Source organism: Clostridium sp. FS41, from assembly GCF_000954015.1.
GTDB classification, from domain to species: Bacteria; Bacillota; Clostridia; order Lachnospirales; family Lachnospiraceae; genus Enterocloster; species Enterocloster citroniae.
Genome location: NZ_JYHN01000073.1, coordinates 13,123 through 32,026 on the forward strand (window position 1 = coordinate 13,123; position 18,904 = coordinate 32,026).

Annotated in this window: 33 protein-coding genes; all 33 read left to right on the plus strand. The window is 46.4% G+C overall.

What is annotated here, in order from left to right; all coding sequences use genetic code 11:
* Window positions 1-107: 107 nt before the first annotated feature.
* The 33 genes from rplC (at window position 108) to CLFS41_RS24910 (ending at window position 18,781) form a co-directional block, all read left to right on the plus strand.
* Window positions 108-743, plus strand: coding sequence for a 50S ribosomal protein L3 (gene rplC / locus CLFS41_RS24755; RefSeq protein WP_007869348.1), 636 nt, complete (start codon window positions 108-110; stop codon window positions 741-743).
* Between the two features lie 28 nt (window positions 744-771).
* Window positions 772-1,392, plus strand: a complete 621-nt coding sequence (gene rplD / locus CLFS41_RS24760; protein ID WP_007869345.1) for a 50S ribosomal protein L4 — start codon at window positions 772-774, stop codon at window positions 1,390-1,392.
* Window positions 1,392-1,691 (plus strand): 50S ribosomal protein L23, encoded by a 300-nt coding sequence (gene rplW, locus CLFS41_RS24765; RefSeq protein ID WP_007869344.1) that lies wholly within the window; start codon window positions 1,392-1,394, stop codon window positions 1,689-1,691. Before rplD ends, rplW begins: the two co-directional genes overlap by 1 nt.
* A gap of 118 nt (window positions 1,692-1,809) precedes the next feature.
* The gene (gene rplB, locus CLFS41_RS24770) at window positions 1,810-2,655 is read left to right on the plus strand and encodes a 50S ribosomal protein L2 (protein WP_007869341.1); all 846 of its coding nucleotides are present in this window, start codon (window positions 1,810-1,812) and stop codon (window positions 2,653-2,655) included.
* A 20-nt stretch (window positions 2,656-2,675) separates the two neighbouring features.
* Window positions 2,676-2,960 (plus strand): 30S ribosomal protein S19, encoded by a 285-nt coding sequence (gene rpsS, locus CLFS41_RS24775; protein ID WP_007869338.1) that lies wholly within the window; start codon window positions 2,676-2,678, stop codon window positions 2,958-2,960.
* A gap of 31 nt (window positions 2,961-2,991) precedes the next feature.
* Entirely contained in the window at window positions 2,992-3,378 is a 387-nt protein-coding gene (gene rplV / locus CLFS41_RS24780) for a 50S ribosomal protein L22 (RefSeq protein ID WP_007869335.1), read from the plus strand.
* 9 nt (window positions 3,379-3,387) lie between these two features.
* A complete protein-coding gene (gene rpsC / locus CLFS41_RS24785) occupies window positions 3,388-4,044 on the plus strand; it encodes a 30S ribosomal protein S3 (protein WP_007869332.1) in 657 nt (218 codons plus the stop codon).
* Entirely contained in the window at window positions 4,044-4,481 is a 438-nt protein-coding gene (gene rplP / locus CLFS41_RS24790; protein ID WP_002566507.1) for a 50S ribosomal protein L16, read from the plus strand. Before rpsC ends, rplP begins: the two co-directional genes overlap by 1 nt.
* Window positions 4,471-4,674 (plus strand): 50S ribosomal protein L29, encoded by a 204-nt coding sequence (gene rpmC, locus CLFS41_RS24795; protein ID WP_007869329.1) that lies wholly within the window; start codon window positions 4,471-4,473, stop codon window positions 4,672-4,674. Before rplP ends, rpmC begins: the two co-directional genes overlap by 11 nt.
* A 72-nt stretch (window positions 4,675-4,746) precedes the next feature.
* A complete protein-coding gene (gene rpsQ, locus CLFS41_RS24800; protein WP_007869327.1) occupies window positions 4,747-5,025 on the plus strand; it encodes a 30S ribosomal protein S17 in 279 nt (92 codons plus the stop codon).
* A 25-nt stretch (window positions 5,026-5,050) separates the two neighbouring features.
* Window positions 5,051-5,419: a 50S ribosomal protein L14 gene (gene rplN / locus CLFS41_RS24805; protein WP_007869326.1), complete on the plus strand. Its 369-nt coding sequence runs from the start codon at window positions 5,051-5,053 to the stop codon at window positions 5,417-5,419.
* Window positions 5,420-5,432: 13 nt separating this feature from the next.
* Window positions 5,433-5,738: a 50S ribosomal protein L24 gene (rplX, locus tag CLFS41_RS24810; protein WP_007869324.1), complete on the plus strand. Its 306-nt coding sequence runs from the start codon at window positions 5,433-5,435 to the stop codon at window positions 5,736-5,738.
* A gap of 23 nt (window positions 5,739-5,761) precedes the next feature.
* Complete coding sequence (rplE, locus tag CLFS41_RS24815) at window positions 5,762-6,301, plus strand: 50S ribosomal protein L5 (RefSeq protein ID WP_007869322.1); 540 nt, start codon at window positions 5,762-5,764, stop codon at window positions 6,299-6,301.
* Window positions 6,302-6,317: 16 nt separating this feature from the next.
* The gene (locus CLFS41_RS24820; protein WP_002604691.1) at window positions 6,318-6,503 is read left to right on the plus strand and encodes a type Z 30S ribosomal protein S14; all 186 of its coding nucleotides are present in this window, start codon (window positions 6,318-6,320) and stop codon (window positions 6,501-6,503) included.
* A 32-nt stretch (window positions 6,504-6,535) separates the two neighbouring features.
* On the plus strand, window positions 6,536-6,937 hold the full coding sequence (gene rpsH / locus CLFS41_RS24825) for a 30S ribosomal protein S8 (RefSeq protein ID WP_007869317.1): 402 nt from the start codon (window positions 6,536-6,538) through the stop codon (window positions 6,935-6,937).
* Window positions 6,938-7,101: 164 nt separating this feature from the next.
* Window positions 7,102-7,644 (plus strand): 50S ribosomal protein L6, encoded by a 543-nt coding sequence (gene rplF / locus CLFS41_RS24830; protein WP_007869315.1) that lies wholly within the window; start codon window positions 7,102-7,104, stop codon window positions 7,642-7,644.
* A 17-nt stretch (window positions 7,645-7,661) separates the two neighbouring features.
* On the plus strand, window positions 7,662-8,030 hold the full coding sequence (gene rplR / locus CLFS41_RS24835; RefSeq protein ID WP_007869311.1) for a 50S ribosomal protein L18: 369 nt from the start codon (window positions 7,662-7,664) through the stop codon (window positions 8,028-8,030).
* A 15-nt stretch (window positions 8,031-8,045) separates the two neighbouring features.
* Window positions 8,046-8,555 carry a 30S ribosomal protein S5 gene (gene rpsE / locus CLFS41_RS24840; protein ID WP_002566497.1) on the plus strand — a complete coding sequence of 170 codons (510 nt, stop codon included), beginning with the start codon at window positions 8,046-8,048 and terminating at the stop codon, window positions 8,553-8,555.
* Window positions 8,556-8,570: 15 nt separating this feature from the next.
* Window positions 8,571-8,753 carry a 50S ribosomal protein L30 gene (gene rpmD, locus CLFS41_RS24845; RefSeq protein ID WP_007869301.1) on the plus strand — a complete coding sequence of 61 codons (183 nt, stop codon included), beginning with the start codon at window positions 8,571-8,573 and terminating at the stop codon, window positions 8,751-8,753.
* A gap of 25 nt (window positions 8,754-8,778) precedes the next feature.
* Complete coding sequence (rplO, locus tag CLFS41_RS24850; protein ID WP_007869300.1) at window positions 8,779-9,219, plus strand: 50S ribosomal protein L15; 441 nt, start codon at window positions 8,779-8,781, stop codon at window positions 9,217-9,219.
* Window positions 9,219-10,535, plus strand: a complete 1,317-nt coding sequence (gene secY, locus CLFS41_RS24855; RefSeq protein WP_007869298.1) for a preprotein translocase subunit SecY — start codon at window positions 9,219-9,221, stop codon at window positions 10,533-10,535. The genes rplO and secY overlap by 1 nt, the downstream gene beginning before the upstream one ends.
* A 106-nt stretch (window positions 10,536-10,641) precedes the next feature.
* A complete protein-coding gene (locus CLFS41_RS24860) occupies window positions 10,642-11,286 on the plus strand; it encodes an adenylate kinase (protein WP_007869295.1) in 645 nt (214 codons plus the stop codon).
* A gap of 3 nt (window positions 11,287-11,289) precedes the next feature.
* Entirely contained in the window at window positions 11,290-12,036 is a 747-nt protein-coding gene (gene map, locus CLFS41_RS24865) for a type I methionyl aminopeptidase (RefSeq protein ID WP_007869292.1), read from the plus strand.
* A 13-nt stretch (window positions 12,037-12,049) separates the two neighbouring features.
* Window positions 12,050-12,313 (plus strand): KOW domain-containing RNA-binding protein, encoded by a 264-nt coding sequence (locus CLFS41_RS24870; protein ID WP_007869290.1) that lies wholly within the window; start codon window positions 12,050-12,052, stop codon window positions 12,311-12,313.
* Between the two features lie 13 nt (window positions 12,314-12,326).
* Window positions 12,327-12,545 (plus strand): translation initiation factor IF-1, encoded by a 219-nt coding sequence (gene infA / locus CLFS41_RS24875; protein ID WP_007869287.1) that lies wholly within the window; start codon window positions 12,327-12,329, stop codon window positions 12,543-12,545.
* A 198-nt stretch (window positions 12,546-12,743) separates the two neighbouring features.
* Window positions 12,744-12,857, plus strand: coding sequence for a 50S ribosomal protein L36 (rpmJ, locus tag CLFS41_RS29630; protein ID WP_003497809.1), 114 nt, complete (start codon window positions 12,744-12,746; stop codon window positions 12,855-12,857).
* Window positions 12,858-12,883: 26 nt separating this feature from the next.
* Window positions 12,884-13,252 (plus strand): 30S ribosomal protein S13, encoded by a 369-nt coding sequence (gene rpsM, locus CLFS41_RS24880; protein WP_007869285.1) that lies wholly within the window; start codon window positions 12,884-12,886, stop codon window positions 13,250-13,252.
* Between the two features lie 88 nt (window positions 13,253-13,340).
* Window positions 13,341-13,742, plus strand: coding sequence for a 30S ribosomal protein S11 (gene rpsK / locus CLFS41_RS24885; RefSeq protein WP_007869284.1), 402 nt, complete (start codon window positions 13,341-13,343; stop codon window positions 13,740-13,742).
* A gap of 25 nt (window positions 13,743-13,767) precedes the next feature.
* Complete coding sequence (rpsD, locus tag CLFS41_RS24890) at window positions 13,768-14,361, plus strand: 30S ribosomal protein S4 (protein WP_007869283.1); 594 nt, start codon at window positions 13,768-13,770, stop codon at window positions 14,359-14,361.
* Window positions 14,362-14,527: 166 nt separating this feature from the next.
* Entirely contained in the window at window positions 14,528-15,490 is a 963-nt protein-coding gene (locus CLFS41_RS24895) for a DNA-directed RNA polymerase subunit alpha (protein WP_007869282.1), read from the plus strand.
* A gap of 161 nt (window positions 15,491-15,651) precedes the next feature.
* Window positions 15,652-16,188, plus strand: a complete 537-nt coding sequence (locus tag CLFS41_RS24900; RefSeq protein WP_007869272.1) for a L17 family ribosomal protein — start codon at window positions 15,652-15,654, stop codon at window positions 16,186-16,188.
* Window positions 16,189-16,418: 230 nt separating this feature from the next.
* A complete protein-coding gene (locus CLFS41_RS24905; RefSeq protein WP_007869271.1) occupies window positions 16,419-17,663 on the plus strand; it encodes a hypothetical protein in 1,245 nt (414 codons plus the stop codon).
* A gap of 122 nt (window positions 17,664-17,785) precedes the next feature.
* A complete protein-coding gene (locus CLFS41_RS24910) occupies window positions 17,786-18,781 on the plus strand; it encodes a hypothetical protein (RefSeq protein ID WP_007869265.1) in 996 nt (331 codons plus the stop codon).
* The last annotated feature ends 123 nt before the right edge of the window (window positions 18,782-18,904 follow it).

Here is an 18,904-nt window from a genome sequence, read left to right on the forward strand (position 1 = left end):
CAAGGGAAGGCTTACGGGCAGGTTCATAGTGTTCCACGTATAGTTAGACTGTTCTAGGATGAATGCGAAAGCATTCCGCTGTAGATCATGAAACAGGAGGTAAGACAATGAAGAAAGCGATTTTAGCAACAAAAGTCGGAATGACCCAGATCTTCAATGAGAATGGTGCTTTAGTTCCGGTAACCGTGCTTCAGGCAGGACCTTGTGTGGTAACACAGGTTAAGACTGCTGAGAACGATGGTTACAAAGCAGTACAGGTTGGTTTCGTTGACAAGAGAGAAAAACTGGTTAACAAGCCGCAGAAAGGCCACTTTGATAAGGCCGGAGTTTCCTATAAGAGATATGTAAGGGAATTCAAATTTGAGAATGCAGAAGAGTATTCTGTAAAAGATGAGATCAAGGCAGACATCTTCGCTGCTGGCGATAAGATTGATGCTACCGCTATTTCCAAGGGTAAAGGCTTCCAGGGCGCCATCAAGAGATATGGACAGCACAGAGGACCCATGGCTCATGGTTCCAAGTTCCATCGTCATCAGGGTTCCAACGGTTCCGCTACTACACCAGGCCGCGTATTCAAGGGCAAAGGTATGCCAGGTCACATGGGCAACAAGCAGATCACCGTTCAGAACCTGGAGGTTGTTAAGGTTGATACCGACAATAACCTGATTCTGGTTAAGGGCGCAGTACCAGGACCTAAGAAGAGCCTGGTTACAATCAGAGAAACCGTTAAGGTTGAAAGGTAAGCTTTTATAGGAAAGGAGGAACACACAGATGGCAAACGTATCTGTTTACAATATGGAAGGTAAAGAAGTTGGCACATTAGAACTGAACGATGCCGTGTTCGGCGTAGAAGTTAACGAGCACCTGGTACATCTTGCAGTTGTTGCACAGCTTGCTAATAAGCGTCAGGGAACACAGAAAGCAAAGACACGTTCTGAGGTTTCCGGCGGCGGTAGAAAACCGTGGAGACAGAAAGGAACCGGTCATGCAAGACAGGGTTCAACCAGATCTCCTCAGTGGAAGGGCGGCGGCGTAGTATTCGCTCCAACACCAAGGGATTACACGATCAGACTGAACAAGAAGGAGAAGAGAGCTGCTCTTAAGTCCGCTCTTACAAGCCGTGTTCAGGACAACAAGTTCATCGTACTGGATGAGCTGAAGTTAGATGAGATTAAGACCAAGAAGTTCCAGAACGTAATGGATAACCTGAAGGTATCCAAGGCGCTGGTAGTTCTGGCTGACAATGATCAGAATGCAGTATTATCCGCAAGGAACATTGCAGACGTTAAGACTGCACAGGTTAACTCCATCAATGTATACGACATTCTGAAGTACAACACAGTAGTAGCTACCAAGGCTGCTGTCGCATCCATCGAGGAGGTGTACGCATAATGGCAGACATTAAGTATTATGACGTCATTTTAAAACCAGTTATCACTGAGAAGAGCATGAACGCCATGTCAGATAGAAAGTATACTTTCATGGTACACGTTGATGCAAATAAGGCTATGATCAAAGAAGCAGTTGAGAAGATGTTCCCGGGCACCAAGGTTGCTTCCGTAAACACTATGAACTGTGACGGTAAGGTTAAGAGAAGAGGAACCACTTTCGGCAGGACAGCTGCTTCCAAGAAAGCAATTGTTAAGCTGACAGAGGACAGCAAGGAGATCGAGATCTTCCAGGGGCTGTAATCTGACCCACCCGCCGGATCCGTCCGGCCGGAGAACTTATACGGCAGCCGGGACATCCCAGATATCCCGAACCCAGAAACGTATGCCGTGAAAAGAAAACGAAAAGGAGTAAAATGTCATGGGAATTAAGAAGTATAATGCTTATACACCTTCCAGAAGACATATGACCGGTTCTGATTTCAAGGAAATCACCAAGGACACCCCAGAGAAATCTCTGGTAGTATCCCTGAACAAGAACGCTGGTCGTAACAATCAGGGTAAGATCACTGTTCGTCACAGAGGCGGCGGCAGCAGAAGAAAATACAGAATTATTGATTTTAAGAGAAACAGCAAGGATGGTATCCCGGCAACCGTTATCGGTATCGAGTACGATCCCAACAGAACCGCCAATATCGCGCTGATCTGCTATGCAGACGGTACCAAGTCTTATATCCTGGCTCCACAGGGCTTAACTGATGGAATGAAGGTTATGAGCGGCGATACGGCAGAGGCAAAGCTTGGCAACTGTATGCCGCTGTATCACATCCCGGTTGGTACACAGGTGCACAATATTGAATTATATCCAGGTAAGGGCGGCCAGCTGGTTCGTTCCGCAGGTAACGGAGCGCAGCTTATGGCTAAGGAAGGCAAGTATGCCACCTTACGTTTACCCTCAGGTGAAATGAGAATGGTTCCGATCATCTGCCGTGCAACCATCGGTGTTGTTGGCAATGGTGAACACTCCCTGATCAACATTGGTAAAGCTGGTAGGAAGCGCAACATGGGTTTCAGACCTACAGTCCGCGGTTCCGTAATGAACCCCAATGACCATCCACACGGTGGTGGTGAAGGAAAGTGCGGTATCGGCCGTCCTGGTCCTTGTACACCATGGGGCAAGCCTGCTCTGGGTCTGAAGACCAGAAAGAAAAACAAGCAGTCTAACAAGTTGATCGTAAGAAGACGTGATGGCAGAACCATCAAATAGTTAAAGGAGGTTAAGAACACATGGCTCGTTCACTGAAAAAAGGACCATTTGCAGATGCGCATCTGTTAAAGAAAGTAGACGCTATGAATGCAGCAGGACAGAAGCAGGTAATTAAGACCTGGTCCCGCCGTTCTACAATCTTCCCACAGATGGTTGGTCATACAATTGCAGTTCATGACGGTAGGAAACACGTTCCGGTATATGTTACCGAAGATATGGTAGGACATAAACTGGGCGAATTCGTAGCAACCAGGACCTATAGAGGTCACGGAAAAGACGAGAAAAAATCCGGCATGAGAAAGTAATTCACGGGTAAATTGAAAGGAGGTTTTACCAATGGCAAAAGGACATAGATCCCAAGTCAAGAGAGAGAGAAATGCCAATAAGGACACAAGACCCAGCGCAACACTGTCTTACGCCAGAGTGTCTGTCCAGAAGGCTTGTTTCGTATTAGATGCCATCAGAGGCAAAGATTTACAGACCGCACTTGGTATTGTAACTTACAATCCCAGATATGCTTCCAGCTTAGTTAAGAAGTTACTGGAATCAGCAGCAGCAAATGCTGAGAACAATAACGGAATGGATCCCGCAAAGCTTTACGTAGAAGAGTGCTACGCAAACCAGGGACCAACCATGAAGAGAGTTAGACCGAGAGCCCAGGGACGTGCTTACAGGATCGAGAAGAGAATGAGCCACATCACTGTTGTTCTGAATGAGAGATAGGAGGCAAATATGGGACAGAAAGTTAATCCACACGGCTTAAGAGTCGGTGTTATTAAAGACTGGGATTCCAAGTGGTATGCAGAAGCTGATTTTGCTGACTGCCTGGTTGAAGATTACAATATTAGAAAGTTCCTGAAGAAGAGACTGTTCAGTGCCGGTATTTCCAAGATCGAAATTGAGCGTGCATCTGACAGGGTAAAGATTATCATCTATACTGCTAAGCCAGGTGTGGTGATCGGTAAGGGCGGCTCTGAAATCGAGAAGTTAAAGAAAGAAGTTCAGAAGCTCACTGACAAGAAGCTGTTCGTAGACATCAAGGAAATCAAGCGTCCTGACAGGGATGCTCAGCTGGTTGCCGAGTCTATCGCAGGACAGTTAGAGAACCGTGTTTCCTTCCGCCGTGCTATGAAGTCCACCATGGGCAGAACCATGAAGGCTGGCGTTAAGGGTATCAAGACTGCTGTTGCAGGCCGCCTGGGCGGTGCTGATATGGCACGTACCGAGTTCTACAGCGAGGGTACTATCCCGCTTCAGACATTAAGAGCAGATATTGACTATGGTTTCGCAGAAGCAGATACAACCTACGGCAAGATTGGCGTTAAGGTTTGGATCTACAAGGGCGAAGTACTTCCTACTAAAGGAAACAAGGAAGGGAGCGATAAATAATGTTAATGCCTAAGAGAGTTAAGCGTCGTAAACAGTTCCGTGGTTCTATGGCCGGCAAAGCATTAAGAGGCAATACGATCTCTAACGGTGAGTACGGTTTAGTCTCTACCGAACCATGTTGGATCAAGTCAAACCAGATCGAGGCAGCCCGTGTTGCCATGACCCGTTACATTAAGCGTGGTGGTAAGGTCTGGATTAAGATTTTCCCGGATAAACCTGTAACAGCAAAGCCAGCAGAAACCCGTATGGGTTCCGGTAAAGGCGCTCTGGAGTACTGGGTAGCAGTTGTAAAGCCAGGCCGTGTATTATTTGAAATCGCTGGTGTACCAGAGGAAACAGCTAGAGAAGCTCTGCGTCTTGCTATGCACAAGCTGCCATGCAAGTGTAAGATTGTTTCTAAAGCAGATTTAGAAGGCGGTGATAACAGTGAAAACTAATAAGTTTGTAGAAGAATTAATGAATAAGTCAGCAAACGAGCTGAATGAAGAGTTAGTAGCTGCGAAGAAGGAACTGTTCAATTTGAGATTCCAGAATGCAACCAATCAGCTGGATAACACCTCCAGGATCAAGGAAGTCCGCAAGAACATCGCAAGGATCCAGACTGTTATCACTGAGAAGGCTAATGCTTGACTGTAAGCGCCTGGTAAGGTATTGTCAAACCTGGTGTGAAGGTTGTTCACGATAAATGCAAAGGTGAACAAAATGGGAAAGGAGATAGAATCTACCGTGGAAAGAAATTTGAGAAAAACCCGTACCGGTAAAGTGGTTAGCAATAAAATGGATAAAACCATTGTTGTAGCAATCGAGGATCACATTAAGCACCCACTGATCGGTAAGATCGTAAAGAAGACCGTTAAGTTAAAAGCTCATGACGAGAAGAATGAATGCGGTATCGGTGATACAGTAAAAGTAATGGAAACAAGACCACTGTCCAAGGATAAGAGATGGAGACTTGTTGAAGTTATCGAGAAAGCAAGATAATTGAGATGAGGAAGGAGTAACAGGTATGGTTCAGCAGGAAACAAGACTTAAAGTTGCCGACAATACCGGTGCAAAAGAACTTCTCTGCATCCGTGTATTAGGTGGTTCAACCAGAAGATATGCAAATATCGGTGATATCATCGTTGCTTCCGTCAAAGATGCAACACCTGGTGGTGTTGTAAAGAAGGGCGATGTTGTAAAGGCTGTTGTGGTACGCTCCAAAAAGGGCGCTCGCCGTAAAGACGGTTCTTATATCAAGTTTGATGAGAACGCAGCTGTAATTATTAAGGATGACAAGACTCCAAGAGGAACTCGTATCTTTGGGCCTGTAGCAAGAGAATTAAGAGACAAACAGTTCATGAAGATTGTCTCCTTAGCTCCAGAAGTATTATAAGGGGGTGTCCACTGTGCATAAAATCAAAAAAGACGACTTAGTAGTTGTAATCGCAGGTAAAGATAAAGATAAGCAGGGTAAAGTGATCTCTGTTGACACAAAGAAGAATAAAGTCCTGGTACAGGGCTGCAATATGATTACCAAGCACACAAAACAGGCTCCCGGTAATCCGCAGGGCGGCATCGTAAATCAGGAAGCTCCCATTGATATCTCCAATGTAATGCTGGTAGTTGACGGCAAGGCAACCAGAGTCGGCTTTGATGTAAAAGACGGCAAGAAGGTTCGTGTTGCAAAGACAACTGGCAAAGTGATTGATTAATTCAGGAGAGGAGGAAAAAAACGTTGGCTAGATTAAAAGAACAGTATCAGAGCGAAATGGTAGACGCGCTGATGAAGAAATTTGGATATAAGAACGTTATGCAGGTGCCGAAGCTGGATAAGATCGTTATCAACATGGGCGTAGGCGAAGCAAAGGAAAATGCCAAGGTCCTGGATTCAGCTGTAAGAGATCTGGAAATCATCTCCGGACAGAAGGCTATTACCACCAAGGCTAAGAAGTCCATCGCTAACTTCAAACTCCGTGAAGGCATGGCAATCGGCTGCAAGGTAACACTGCGCGGCGAGAGAATGTATGAATTCCTGGACCGCCTGGTAAACCTGGCACTGCCCCGTGTACGTGACTTTAGAGGTGTTAACCCTAACGCATTTGATGGCAGAGGAAACTATGCGCTCGGTATCAAAGAGCAGCTGATCTTCCCTGAGATTGAGTACGACAAAGTTGACAAGGTAAGAGGTATGGATATCATCTTCGTTACCACCGCTAAGACTGACGAAGAAGCTCGTGAACTTTTGACATTATTCAATATGCCGTTTGCAAAATAGTTAGGAGGAAACTTTCATGGCTAAGACTTCAATGAAGATTAAACAGCAGCGTCCGGCTAAATTCTCTTCCAGAGAGTACAACCGCTGCAGGATCTGTGGCCGTCCACATGCTTACTTAAGAAAGTACGGAATCTGCCGTATTTGTTTCCGTGAGTTAGCATACAAGGGTCAGATTCCTGGCGTTAAGAAAGCTAGCTGGTAAGATAGAGAGAAAGAGGAAGGAGGCATTTTAAAATGACAATGAGCGATCCGATTGCAGATATGCTTACAAGAATCCGTAATGCAAACACTGCAAAACATGATACAGTAGACGTACCTTCATCCAAGATGAAATTAGCTATTGCTGATATTCTGGTAAAAGAGGGTTATGTTGCAAAGTACGACATGGTAGAGGACGGCGGTTTTGCATCCATCAGAATCACCTTAAAGTACGGTAAAGATAAGAACGAGAAAATTATTTCCGGTATCAAGAGAATCTCCAAGCCTGGTCTGCGTGTGTACGCAAACAAGGAAGAGCTTCCCAAGGTGCTGGGCGGACTTGGTACCGCAATCATTTCCACCAACCAGGGTGTGATCACCGATAAGGAAGCACGTCAGTTAGGTGTTGGCGGCGAGGTTCTGGCATTTGTTTGGTAACTATGGAAACTTCGATGATACTAACCGGGAAAGCCCCTGTTAAGTATCACGAAGCACTTTCGCATGTAAGCGCCTAATGTACGGGCGCTCAGTGCTCAATGCGTGCGACTGAAAACAGAAGGAACGCACAGTTCCTTCCGAGAATTTAAGTAGGAGGTAAAGGCATGTCACGTATCGGTAGAATGCCAGTTGCGGTTCCGGCAGGTGTAACTGTTACAATCGCAGAAGGAAATAAAGTGACTGTAAAAGGTCCAAAGGGAACATTGGAGAGAGATCTCCCAGTAGAGATGACCATCGAGCAGAAAGATGGACAGATTATCGTAAGCAGACCAAACGATTTAAAGAAAATGAAATCTTTACATGGTCTGACCAGAACCCTGGTAAACAACATGATCCATGGTGTTACAGAGGGCTATGAGAAGGTTCTGGAAGTAAACGGTGTTGGTTACAGAGCTGCAAAGCAGGGCAAGAAGCTTACTCTGAACCTGGGCTACTCCCATCCGGTAGAGATGGAAGATCCTGAAGGCATCGAGACCGTCTTAGAGGGACAGAACAAGATCACTGTTAAAGGTATCAATAAAGAAAAAGTTGGCCAATACGCTGCTGAAATCAGAGACAAGAGAAGGCCTGAGCCATACAAGGGCAAGGGTATCAAGTATGCTGACGAGGTTATCAGACGTAAAGTTGGTAAGACTGGTAAGAAATAATTAAGGAGAGTGTAAAAATGGTTAACAAACAGTCAAGAAGCGAAGTTCGCGTAAAGAAACACAATAGAATGCGTAACCGTTTTGCTGGCACAGCAGAGAGACCGCGTCTGGCAGTGTTCAGAAGTAATAATCATATGTATGCTCAAATTATCGACGATACGGTTGGTAACACTTTAGTTGCTGCTTCTACAGTTGAGAAGGAAGTTAACGCTGAACTGGAGAAGACCAATGACAAGGCAGCTGCAGCATATGTAGGTACAGTAATCGCAAAGAGAGCCCTTGAAAAAGGTATCAAGGAAGTTGTTTTCGATAGAGGCGGCTTTATATATCAGGGCAAAATTCAGGTATTAGCAGATGCAGCCCGCGAGGCTGGTCTGGATTTCTAAGAGAGGAGAACAAGCATGAAGCGTACAATTATTGATGCCAGTCAGATGGAACTGAATGACAAGGTAGTTGCGATCAAGAGAGTATCCAAGACTGTTAAAGGTGGACGTACCATGAGATTTTCCGCTCTGGTAGTAGTAGGTGACGGTAACGGCCATGTCGGTGCTGGTTTAGGCAAGGCAGGCGAGGTTCCGGAAGCGATCCGCAAAGGTAAAGAAGCCGCAATTAAGAATCTGGTAGAGATTCCAGTAGATGAGAATAAGAGTATCCCACATGATTTTATTGGTAAATTCGGAAGTGCAGCTGTTCTGTTAAAGAGAGCTCCTGAAGGTACCGGTGTTATCGCCGGAGGTCCCGCACGTTCCGTACTGGAAATGGCAGGAATCAAGAATATCCGTACCAAGTCTTTAGGTTCCAACAACAAGACAAACGTTGTTCTGGCAACACTTGCCGGTTTAACTTCTTTGAAGACACCGGAAGAATTTGCAAGACTGCGCGGCAAATCTGTGGAAGAAATTGTAGGCTAATAGGAGGAGAAAGACATGGCAGAGAAATTAAAGATTACATTAGTCAAGTCCCCTATCGGTGCTGTTCCTAAGCAGAAGGCAACTGTTGCTGCCCTTGGCCTGACCAAGATGCAGAAGACAGTTGAGATGCCAGATAATGGCGCTGTCAGAGGCATGATTGCAAGTGTGAGACATTTGGTAAAAGTTGAAGAAATCTAATCAGATAAAGTAAGGAGGTGCAGTCATGGAATTGTCAAATTTACAGCCTGCTGCAGGTTCAAAGCATAGCGATAATTTTAGAAAAGGCCGTGGCCATGGTTCAGGCAATGGTAAAACCGCTGGTAAGGGCCACAAGGGTCAGAAAGCCCGTTCTGGAGCAACAAGACCTGGCTTTGAGGGTGGACAGATGCCTTTATACAGGCGTATCCCAAAGCGTGGTTTCACCAATATGAATTCTAAGACCATTATAGGTATTAACGTAAGCGCACTGGAACAGTTCGATAACGATGCTGAGGTTACTGTTGAGACATTAATCGAAGCTGGAATCGTTAAGAATCCAAGAGATGGTGTAAAGATCCTTGGAAATGGAGAATTAACCAAAAAGCTGACCGTTAAGGTTAATGCATTCAGTGAAGGTGCAAAATCTAAAATCGAAGCTTTAGGTGGAACCTGCGAGGTGATCTAATGTTTAAAACGATCAGAAATGCATTTAAGGTACAGGAGCTCCGTAAAAAGATTATCTATACCTTTATGATGCTGGTAGTCATCCGTTTTGGATGCCAGCTTCCAATTCCGGGAATCGAAACAACATTCTTTGCGGACTGGTTTGCAAAACAGACAACGGATGTGTTTGGCTTCTTTAATGCCATGACAGGTGGATCATTTTCATCCATGTCCATCTTTGCATTGAGCATCACGCCATACATCACATCCTCCATTATCATCCAGCTGCTGACCATAGCGATTCCAAAACTGGAAGAGCTGCAAAAGGATGGTGAAGACGGCAGGAAAAAGATTCAGGAATACACCCGATATACCACGGTAGCCCTGGCACTGATTGAATCAAGTGCCATGGCCATCGGCTTTGGCCGTCAGGGACTTCTCCTTGATTACAATGCCTGGAATATTATCATTGCCATTGTTACAATGACTACGGGAAGTGCCCTGCTTATGTGGATTGGTGAGCAGATTACGGAAAAGGGCGTTGGAAACGGTATTTCAATTGTACTGTTATTCAACATCCTGTCCAGTGTTCCCAATGATGTGAGGAGCCTTTATTACCGTTTCATCTTCGGACAGACTGTGTTTACAGCAGCTATTGCCATTTTGGTGATTGCTCTTGTGATCCTGGCCATGGTTGTCTTTGTTATCGTGCTAAACGATGCGGAGAGAAGAATCCCGGTTCAGTATTCCAAGAAAATGGTTGGCCGCAAGATGGTTGGCGGACAGGCTTCCAACATCCCGTTGAAGATTAATACCGCAGGTGTAATGCCGGTTATCTTTGCCTCTTCCATCATGTCATTCCCTGTTGTGATCTCTCAGTTCTTTACTGTTGATTACAACTCCATAGGAGGCAAGATTCTGATGGTGCTCAACTCAGGCTCATGGTGCAGACCCGAGTCTCCGGAGTACTCCATTGGTCTGGTGATTTATATTGCATTGCTGATTATGTTCGCTTACTTCTATACGTCCATTACCTTCAATCCGTTGGAAGTGGCTAATAACATGAAAAAGCAGGGAGGCTTTATCCCTGGTATCCGCCCGGGAAAACCAACCAGCGATTATCTAAATAAGATTTTGAATTATATTGTTTTTATTGGTGCATGCGGCCTGATCATCATTGCGGTTGTTCCGATTCTGGCATCCGGTTTATTAAATGTAAGCCATATATCATTTTCAGGAACTTCCTTGATCATTATTGTAGGCGTGGTGCTGGAAACAATCAAAGCAGTAGAATCACAGATGCTTGTGCGTTATTATAAGGGATTTTTGAACGATTAACAACCACAGTTGAATTAATCAATCTGCCTTTGCGGTATTCCACAGGGGCGGATTGATTGCGTTTATAAAGAGTGAGTAAGTGCTCATAACGAGGAGGATCGGTTCTATGAAAATCATCATGTTAGGCGCTCCTGGTGCCGGAAAAGGTACCCAGGCAAAAAAAATTGCAGCAAAGTATCAGATACCCCATATTTCAACAGGAGATATTTTCCGTGCCAATATTAAGAACGGCACAGAACTGGGAATGAAGGCAAAGGCATTTATGGACGCCGGCGGTCTGGTGCCGGATGAGATTACCATAGGCATGCTGCTTGGCCGGATCCATGAAGCTGACTGTCAGAACGGATACGTACTGGATGGGTTCCCAAGGACCATTCCCCAGGCGGAGAGCCTTACAAAGGCGCTGGGCGAGATGGGGGAGTCCATTGACTATGCGGTTAACGTGGATGTGCCGGATGAGAACATTGTAAAGCGTATGTCCGGACGCCGCGCATGTCTGGCCTGCGGTGCTACATATCATATTGAATTCAATCCTCCCAAGAAGGAAGGGATCTGTGATGTGTGCGGTCAGGTACTGGTCCTCAGGGATGACGACAAACCTGAGACAGTTAAGAAGCGCCTTGATGTATATCATGATCAGACTCAGCCTCTTATAGAGTATTATCAGAAAGCAGGCGTTCTGGCACAAGTGGATGGCACCATGGATATGGAAGACGTATTCCAGGCCATTGTTAAGATTTTAGGAGCATAAATAATGGTAACAATTAAATCAGAACGGGAAATTGAATTAATGAGGGAAGCTGGCAGGATCCTTGCCAATGTACACGAAGAACTGGGCAAGGTGGTAAAGCCGGGCATATCTACCAAAGAGATTGACCGAATCTGCGAAGAGATGATCAGGAGCCAGGGATGTATCCCTTCCTTTTTAAACTATCAGGGCTTTCCGGCTTCTGTGTGCATCTCCATCAATGATGAAGTTGTTCACGGAATACCGGATAAGCACCGTTACCTGGAAGAGGGTGATATCGTCAGCCTGGACACAGGCGTTATATGGAAGGGATATCAATCCGATGCTGCCAGGACCCACATTGTGGGGGAAGTGAGCGACACTGCCAGGAAACTGGTGGAGGTGACTGAGCAGAGCTTTTTTGAAGGAATAAAGTATGCAAAAGCTGGCAATCATCTCAATGATATATCCAAAGCCATCCAGGCTTATGCAGAAAGCTTTGGCTTCGGTGTGGTCCGTGACCTGGTAGGACACGGAATCGGTACGGAAATGCACGAGGCTCCGGAAATCCCTAATTTTGCCCAGCGCCGTAAAGGCATCAGGCTGGCGGCGGGAATGACTTTGGCAATTGAGCCTATGATTACTGCAGGGCGCTATGATGTAGCGTGGACGGATGATGGCTGGACCGTTGTGACAGAGGACGGCTCACTGGCATCCCACTACGAGAACACCATCCTGATCACGGATGGCGAGCCTGAGATTTTATCGCTGTAGCAGAGGTGACCCTATGGTAGAGTTTAAAGAAGCCGGCCTGGTAAAAAGTTTAGCAGGTCACGACAAAGATGAACTGTATATCATAATCAGTGTCCAAGGGGAATATGTTAGTCTGTCAGACGGCAGGAGGCATCCCCTGAGTAAACAGAAACGCAAGAACAGGAAACACTTGCAGCTCACAGGTAAATACGATGAAACCTTGAGGAAAAAGCTTACAGAAGGCGGGACGGTGAGCGATGAGGAGATAGCATCCCTGATACGCACCCACAAGCAGTAGGAGGTAAAATAATATGTCCAAATCAGATGTAATTGAAATTGAAGGAGTGGTAATTGAAAAATTACCAAACGCCATGTTCCAGGTTGAACTGGAGAACGGCCATCAGGTACTGGCGCACATCAGCGGAAAGCTTCGTATGAACTATATCCGCATTCTGCCGGGAGATAAGGTGACCATTGAGTTATCACCCTATGACCTGTCCAAGGGCAGGATTATCTGGAGAGATAAATAAAGGCTGCCGGCAGCCCACACCCAACCACAGCCGATGGCGGAGTTGGGGACCCCGCAGGGTACAGCGGCACGGTACAGAGATGCGGTACACCAGGGGAAAAGAAAAAGAATAAATATAGATAAAAAGTGCTTGCATTTGTTGAAAAAATTTGGTATAATGCTGGAGCAACTTTGTTGGTCTATAGAAAGGAGAATTACTGTGAAGGTTAGATCATCCGTAAAGCCGATCTGCGAAAAGTGCAAGATCATTAAGAGAAAAGGCAGTATCAGAGTAATTTGTGAAAATCCAAAGCATAAACAGAGACAAGGTTAATTAAAATTAGGAGGTGTAATACACACATGGCTCGTATTTCAGGTGTTGACTTACCAAGAGAAAAACGTATTGAGATCGGTCTTACTTACATCTACGGAATCGGTAGAACAAGTTCCAACCGTATCTTAACAGAAGCTGGAGTGAACCCAGATACTCGTGTTAAGGATTTAACCGATGATGAGGTGAAGAAGCTGGCTAACGTCATTGCTGAATCTCAGACTGTTGAAGGTGATCTCCGCAGGGAAATTGCTATGAACATCAAGAGACTTCAGGAAATTGGATGCTACAGAGGAATCCGTCACAGGAAGAGCCTTCCGGTCCGTGGGCAGAAAACCAAGACCAATGCAAGAACCTGCAAGGGACCAAGGAAGACAGTAGCAAACAAGAAGAAGTAATTTAGCAACACGGTAACAGAATTCGATTTGCATGTTTTAAAAACAGGAAGAGCGAATTCAAGAAAATGAGAAAGTAGGTTAGTTTAAAATGGCTAAAAAAGTGTCCACGACTAAAAAAGTTACAAAAAAGCGTGTGAAGAAAAACGTTGAACGCGGACAGGCACATATCCAGTCATCTTTTAATAACACAATTGTTACATTAACTGATGCGCAGGGTAACGCTTTATCATGGGCTAGTGCCGGTGGTCTGGGATTTAGAGGTTCAAGGAAATCTACTCCTTATGCAGCTCAAATGGCGGCAGAAACTGCTACTAAGGCAGCTCTTGTACATGGCTTAAAATCAGTAGACGTTATGGTTAAGGGTCCTGGTTCAGGACGTGAGGCCGCAATCCGTGCCCTTCAGGCATGTGGTTTGGAAGTAACAAGCATTAAGGACGTAACACCGGTTCCACATAACGGATGCCGTCCGCCAAAACGTAGAAGAGTCTGATGATCTTAATTAGGAGGTAATTAAAGTGGCAGTAGATAGAGTTCCTGTTCTTAAAAGATGTAGATCCCTTGGACTGGATCCGGTCTATTTAGGAATTGATAAAAAGTCAAACAGAGAATCAAAAAGATCAAATAAAAAGTTAAGTGAATACGGCATGCAGCTGAGAGAAAAGCAGAAAGCTAAATTCATTTATGGTGTGTTAGAGAAACCTTTCCGTAACTACTATGCTAAGGCATCTAAGATGAACGGCATGGTCGGTACCAACCTGATGATCCTTCTGGAGTGCAGACTGGACAACGTACTGTTCCGTATGGGCCTTGGCCGCACACGTAAGGAGACAAGGCAGATCGTTGACCACAAGCATATTCTGGTTAACGGCAAGCCTGTAAACATTCCGTCTTACCAGGTTAAGGCCGGTGATGTGATCGAAGTAAGAGAGAAGTATAAATCTGCTCAGAGATATAAAGATATTCTGGAAGTGACAGGCGGACGCCTGACACCATCCTGGCTGGAAGTGGACCAGGAGAACCTGCGCGGTACTGTTAAGGAACTGCCAACCAGGGATGAGATTGATGTTCCAGTAAACGAAATGCTTATCGTCGAGTTGTATTCCAAATAATCCTGCCATTCTCTATAGATTGTACAAGGTATGCCTGTCTTTAACGGACAGGCGTACTTTGCAGGACGTAAAACCCGGACTCTGCATTGGCCCAGGTTATGTTCTGCTGTGTGCAGGTTTTATATCCCTCGAGATTTGATAGAAACCCAAAAAGGAGGGGCTATTAGTGTTCGATTTTGAAAAACCAAATATTGAAATCGCAGAGATTTCAGAAGACAAGAGATACGGCAAGTTTGTAGTTGAACCACTTGAGAGAGGTTACGGCACTACGCTGGGCAATTCCTTAAGAAGAATTATGCTTTCTTCTTTACCCGGAGCCGCAGTGAGTCAGGTAAAAATCGATGGCGTTTTGCATGAGTTCAGTTCTATTCCTGGAGTAAAGGAAGATGTAACTGAGATTATTATGAACATCAAAAGCTTAGCGATCAAGAACAACAGCGATACCGATGAACCCAAGGTTGCATACATTGAATTTGAGGGTGAAGGCGTAATTACTGCAGCAGATATCCAGGCAGATGCTGATATCGAGATCATGAATCCTGACCAGGTCATCGCTACATTAAGCGGCGGCACGGACAGTAAATTCTACATGGAGCTCACCATTACAAAGGGCCGTGGATATATCAGCGCGGATAAGAATAAGAACGATGATCTGCCGATCGGCGTGATCGCGGTTGATTCCATCTATACCCCGGTAGAGCGTGTCAATATGGCTGTTACCAACACTCGTGTTGGCCAGCAGACTGACTTTGACAAACTGACACTTGAGATCTATACCAACGGCACCCTGGCTCCCGATGAGGCAGTCAGCCTGGCAGCCAAGGTACTTAGCGAGCATCTGAACCTGTTCATTGACCTTTCAGAGAATGCCAAGACAGCAGAGATCATGGTAGAGAAGGAAGACAATGAGAAGGAAAAAGTACTTGAGATGAATATTGACGAACTGGAGCTTTCCGTTCGTTCTTACAACTGTCTGAAGAGAGCCGGTATCAATACCGTGGAGGAACTGTGCAACAGGACTTCCGAGGATATGATGAAGGTTCGTAACCTGGGACGCAAATCCCTTGAGGAAGTGCTGGCTAAGCTGAAAGAATTGGGCTTGCAGCTGAATCCAAGTGATGACAACTAAGCGACCGAGCAATGCGAGGAAGCTGGTATATTAACACCCCGGCCAGTAAGTCCAAAGAAGCATGGCCGAGGCAGCCAAATAAATATGTGGGCGTCAATGCCTGAACCAGTAAGTCCGAGGAAGCATGGTGAAGGTGTTCCACAATAACGGAGGAAAATACAATGGCAGGATATAGAAAATTAGGAAGAACTTCCGATCAGAGAAAGGCTCTGATCAGAAGCCAGGTAACAGCACTGTTATATCATGGTCACATCAGGACAACTGAGACCAGGGCAAAGGAGATCCGCAAAGTTGCAGAAGGACTGATCGCCATGGCAGTGAAGGAAAAAGACAACTATGAGACCGTTAAGGTTACTGCTAAGGTTGCCCGCAAGGACAAAGACGGCAAGAGGGTCAAAGAGGTTGTTGACGGCAAGAAAGTTACTGTATATGATGAAGTGGAGAAGGAAATCAAAAAGGATATGCCTTCCAGACTGCATGCAAGAAGGCAGATGTTAAAGGTCCTTTACGGCGTGACCGAGGTTCCTTCCACACCAGCCGGCAAGAAGAAAAATACCAAGTCTGTTGACATGGTAGCTAAGCTTTTTGATGATATTGCTCCTAAGTACACAAGCCGTAACGGTGGTTACACCAGAATCGTTAAGGTTGGTCCGCGTAAGGGCGATGCTGCAATGGAAGTTCTCATTGAATTAGTATAATCCAAATCATAATAGGGCTGCAGATGCGCGTAAGTGTGTCTGCAGTCTTTTTGCGTGCGCCTGTCGGCGCACATTGATTCTCCCCCCGGCCGCTTTTTTGTCAGAACTTTGTAAAATTACGAAAACATCGCAAGAATATCGTAAGTTGACGCAAAACTGTCATCTGGGCTATAATAGAAACAGGTAAAGAAAATATAAGGGTGCAGCCCTTTGGAGGAGGTTGAGCGTTCATGAGAAGCATGAAACGAATGTTATGCCTAGCCCTGACAGCAGGCACGCTGATGACAGCGATGCCCGTACAGGTTTTGGCAGCCAGCGACTATAAGTATATAACAAGTGTCTCACTAAAGGTGAGCATTGATCTGGATTCAGGAGATGAGGTGAACAGCGGAGACAGCCTGGGAACCAGTTCCAGCGACAGCGGAAGCAAGGTGTACTCCTCGTCCAGCAAATATGAGGTGGCGTCAGCAGAGTGGACGAATGATAAAGAGGTGGGCATTGGGGATACCCCCAAGATCACCGTGTGGCTGGAGCCCAATACATCCAGCAGCAGTGCCTATGAATACCGTTTCCGCAGCAGCTACAGCTCCAACAATGTAAGTATCAGCGGCGGAACCTTTGTATCAGCCACCAAGAGCGGAAGCGACTTGAAGGTGGTCCTTAGGGCAACGGGGATCAAGGGAACCTATGAGCCCCCGGAGGACGCTGAGTGGGGAAGCAGTAAGGGAAGGGCCAGATGGGAAGCAGGGGAGAACAGCTCAGGGTATTATGATGTATATCTCTACCGCGGTTCATCGGTCGTTAAAAAGCTGGAGGACTACAAGGGAACCTCCTACAATTTCTATCCCTACATGACCAAGGAGGGGGATTACTCCTTTAAGGTTAGGACCGTGCCTCACACGGATGAGGAGAAAAAGTACGGCAAGAAGAGTGAATGGACCGAAGCCGGTGACCTGTATATTGATGAGGACGAGGTATCGGACGGCAGCGGCCAGGATAACGGAGGCAGCACTCCCAGCGGCGGCAATACGGACGTGGGCTGGAGAAAGGAAGGGGATTACTGGTATTTCCGGTACCCGGACGGAAACCTTCAGAAGAACGGATGGCTTAAATGGAACGACAAGTGGTATCTCTTTGACACCTCAGGCCGTATGCTCACGGGATGGCAGCAGACAGGCGGATACTGGTACTACATGGGTGACAGCGGAGATATGAGGAAGGGATGGATCAAGAGCGGCAATATCTGGTATTATCTGAATCCCAATGATGGCGGACCGGAAGGAGCCATGGTAAAGAACTGCTGGCTGACTATTAACGGCAAGACATATTTTATGAATGAGAGCGGAGCCATGGTGGAGGGATGGTACAAGGTGGAGAACAACTATTACTATTTCTACCCGGGTGACGGATCCAAGGCAGTGAATACATCCATTGACGGATTTATCCTGGATGCCAATGGAGTCTGGCAGCATTAGAGACTGATCGGGGCCGGTCTTCCTGAAGTCTGATTGAGGTTTGTGGGAGCAATGTGAGGAAAAGATTGTGTGGCGGCATTTTTCATAGAGGAGATCAAAAAGGACAGTTGAAAGGAGATACTATGAAAAAGAGCAGATATGCAGTGACAGCCGCTGCAGCAATATGGATGGTTATTGGCCTGGGCATGACAGCCCAGGCTAAGTCCGCGTATAGGCTGGAGATTGAAAACCAGTATGACAGCCAGGGTGTCAGCAGGGATGATAATGACAAAAATAAGGTCCATCCCCTGGAGCCGGATGTATATGTATCCGAGGAGGATTCAGACGCCATTGAGATGCTGTCGGATGTGTCCTGGTCCAAAAGCCCTGAGAACTGGACAGCGGGCAATGATGTGACGGGTACGGTTTATCTGGGAAGCAGCACGGGGCTTACCAAGAGCAGTTTGGAGATTAAGGTGGTCAATGGCCGCAATGATGCACAGATCACCTCTGTAAAGAAGTACACGGGTAGTGATTACGAGGCGGATTCCGGGTACGTGTATACGGTCAAGTTCACCTACCAGGCCGCGGCCCAGTTAGACAGCACCACCTGGGCCGGATGGGACAGTGATAACCCCTCTGTTGCCACCTGGAACAGCGTAAAATTCGCCAATACCTACCGTGTGGTGCTCTATGACGACCAGGGGTCAGTGGTGAGTCAGATCGTGGAGGGAGCCACCTCCTACGACTTTTCTCCCTTTATGACCAAGTCCGGCACAGCCTACTATTTTGAGGTGGCTGCCATTGCAAGGAACGGAAACCAGCAGGACTATCTGGAGGACGGAGAACCGGTAAGCTCCCTTTCCTCCCAGTCAAATGATCCGGGCATTACAGACGGCACCTGGGGGGATTACCAGCAGGGGCGGCGCTTTACCTATCATGACGGTACGGTCGCTGCCGGCAAATGGGAACGCATTATGAGCAAATGGTACTATTTCAGCCCGGAGGGATACGCGGTAACGGGATGGAACGAGCTGGACGGCAAGTGGTATTATATGTACCAGGACGGATCCATGGCCGCGGGGACTACGACACCGGACGGATATCAGGTGGGCGGTGACGGGGCCTGGGTGCAGTAGACTGCCGGCCATGTGCAGGCACGGGTAAATGTCCGGCGGTAAATCGATATAACATATATAAGTTGAATGGGGCTGTCGGGAAATAGATGGTTCCGAACAGGGGCAGGCGTGACTCATGCTTTT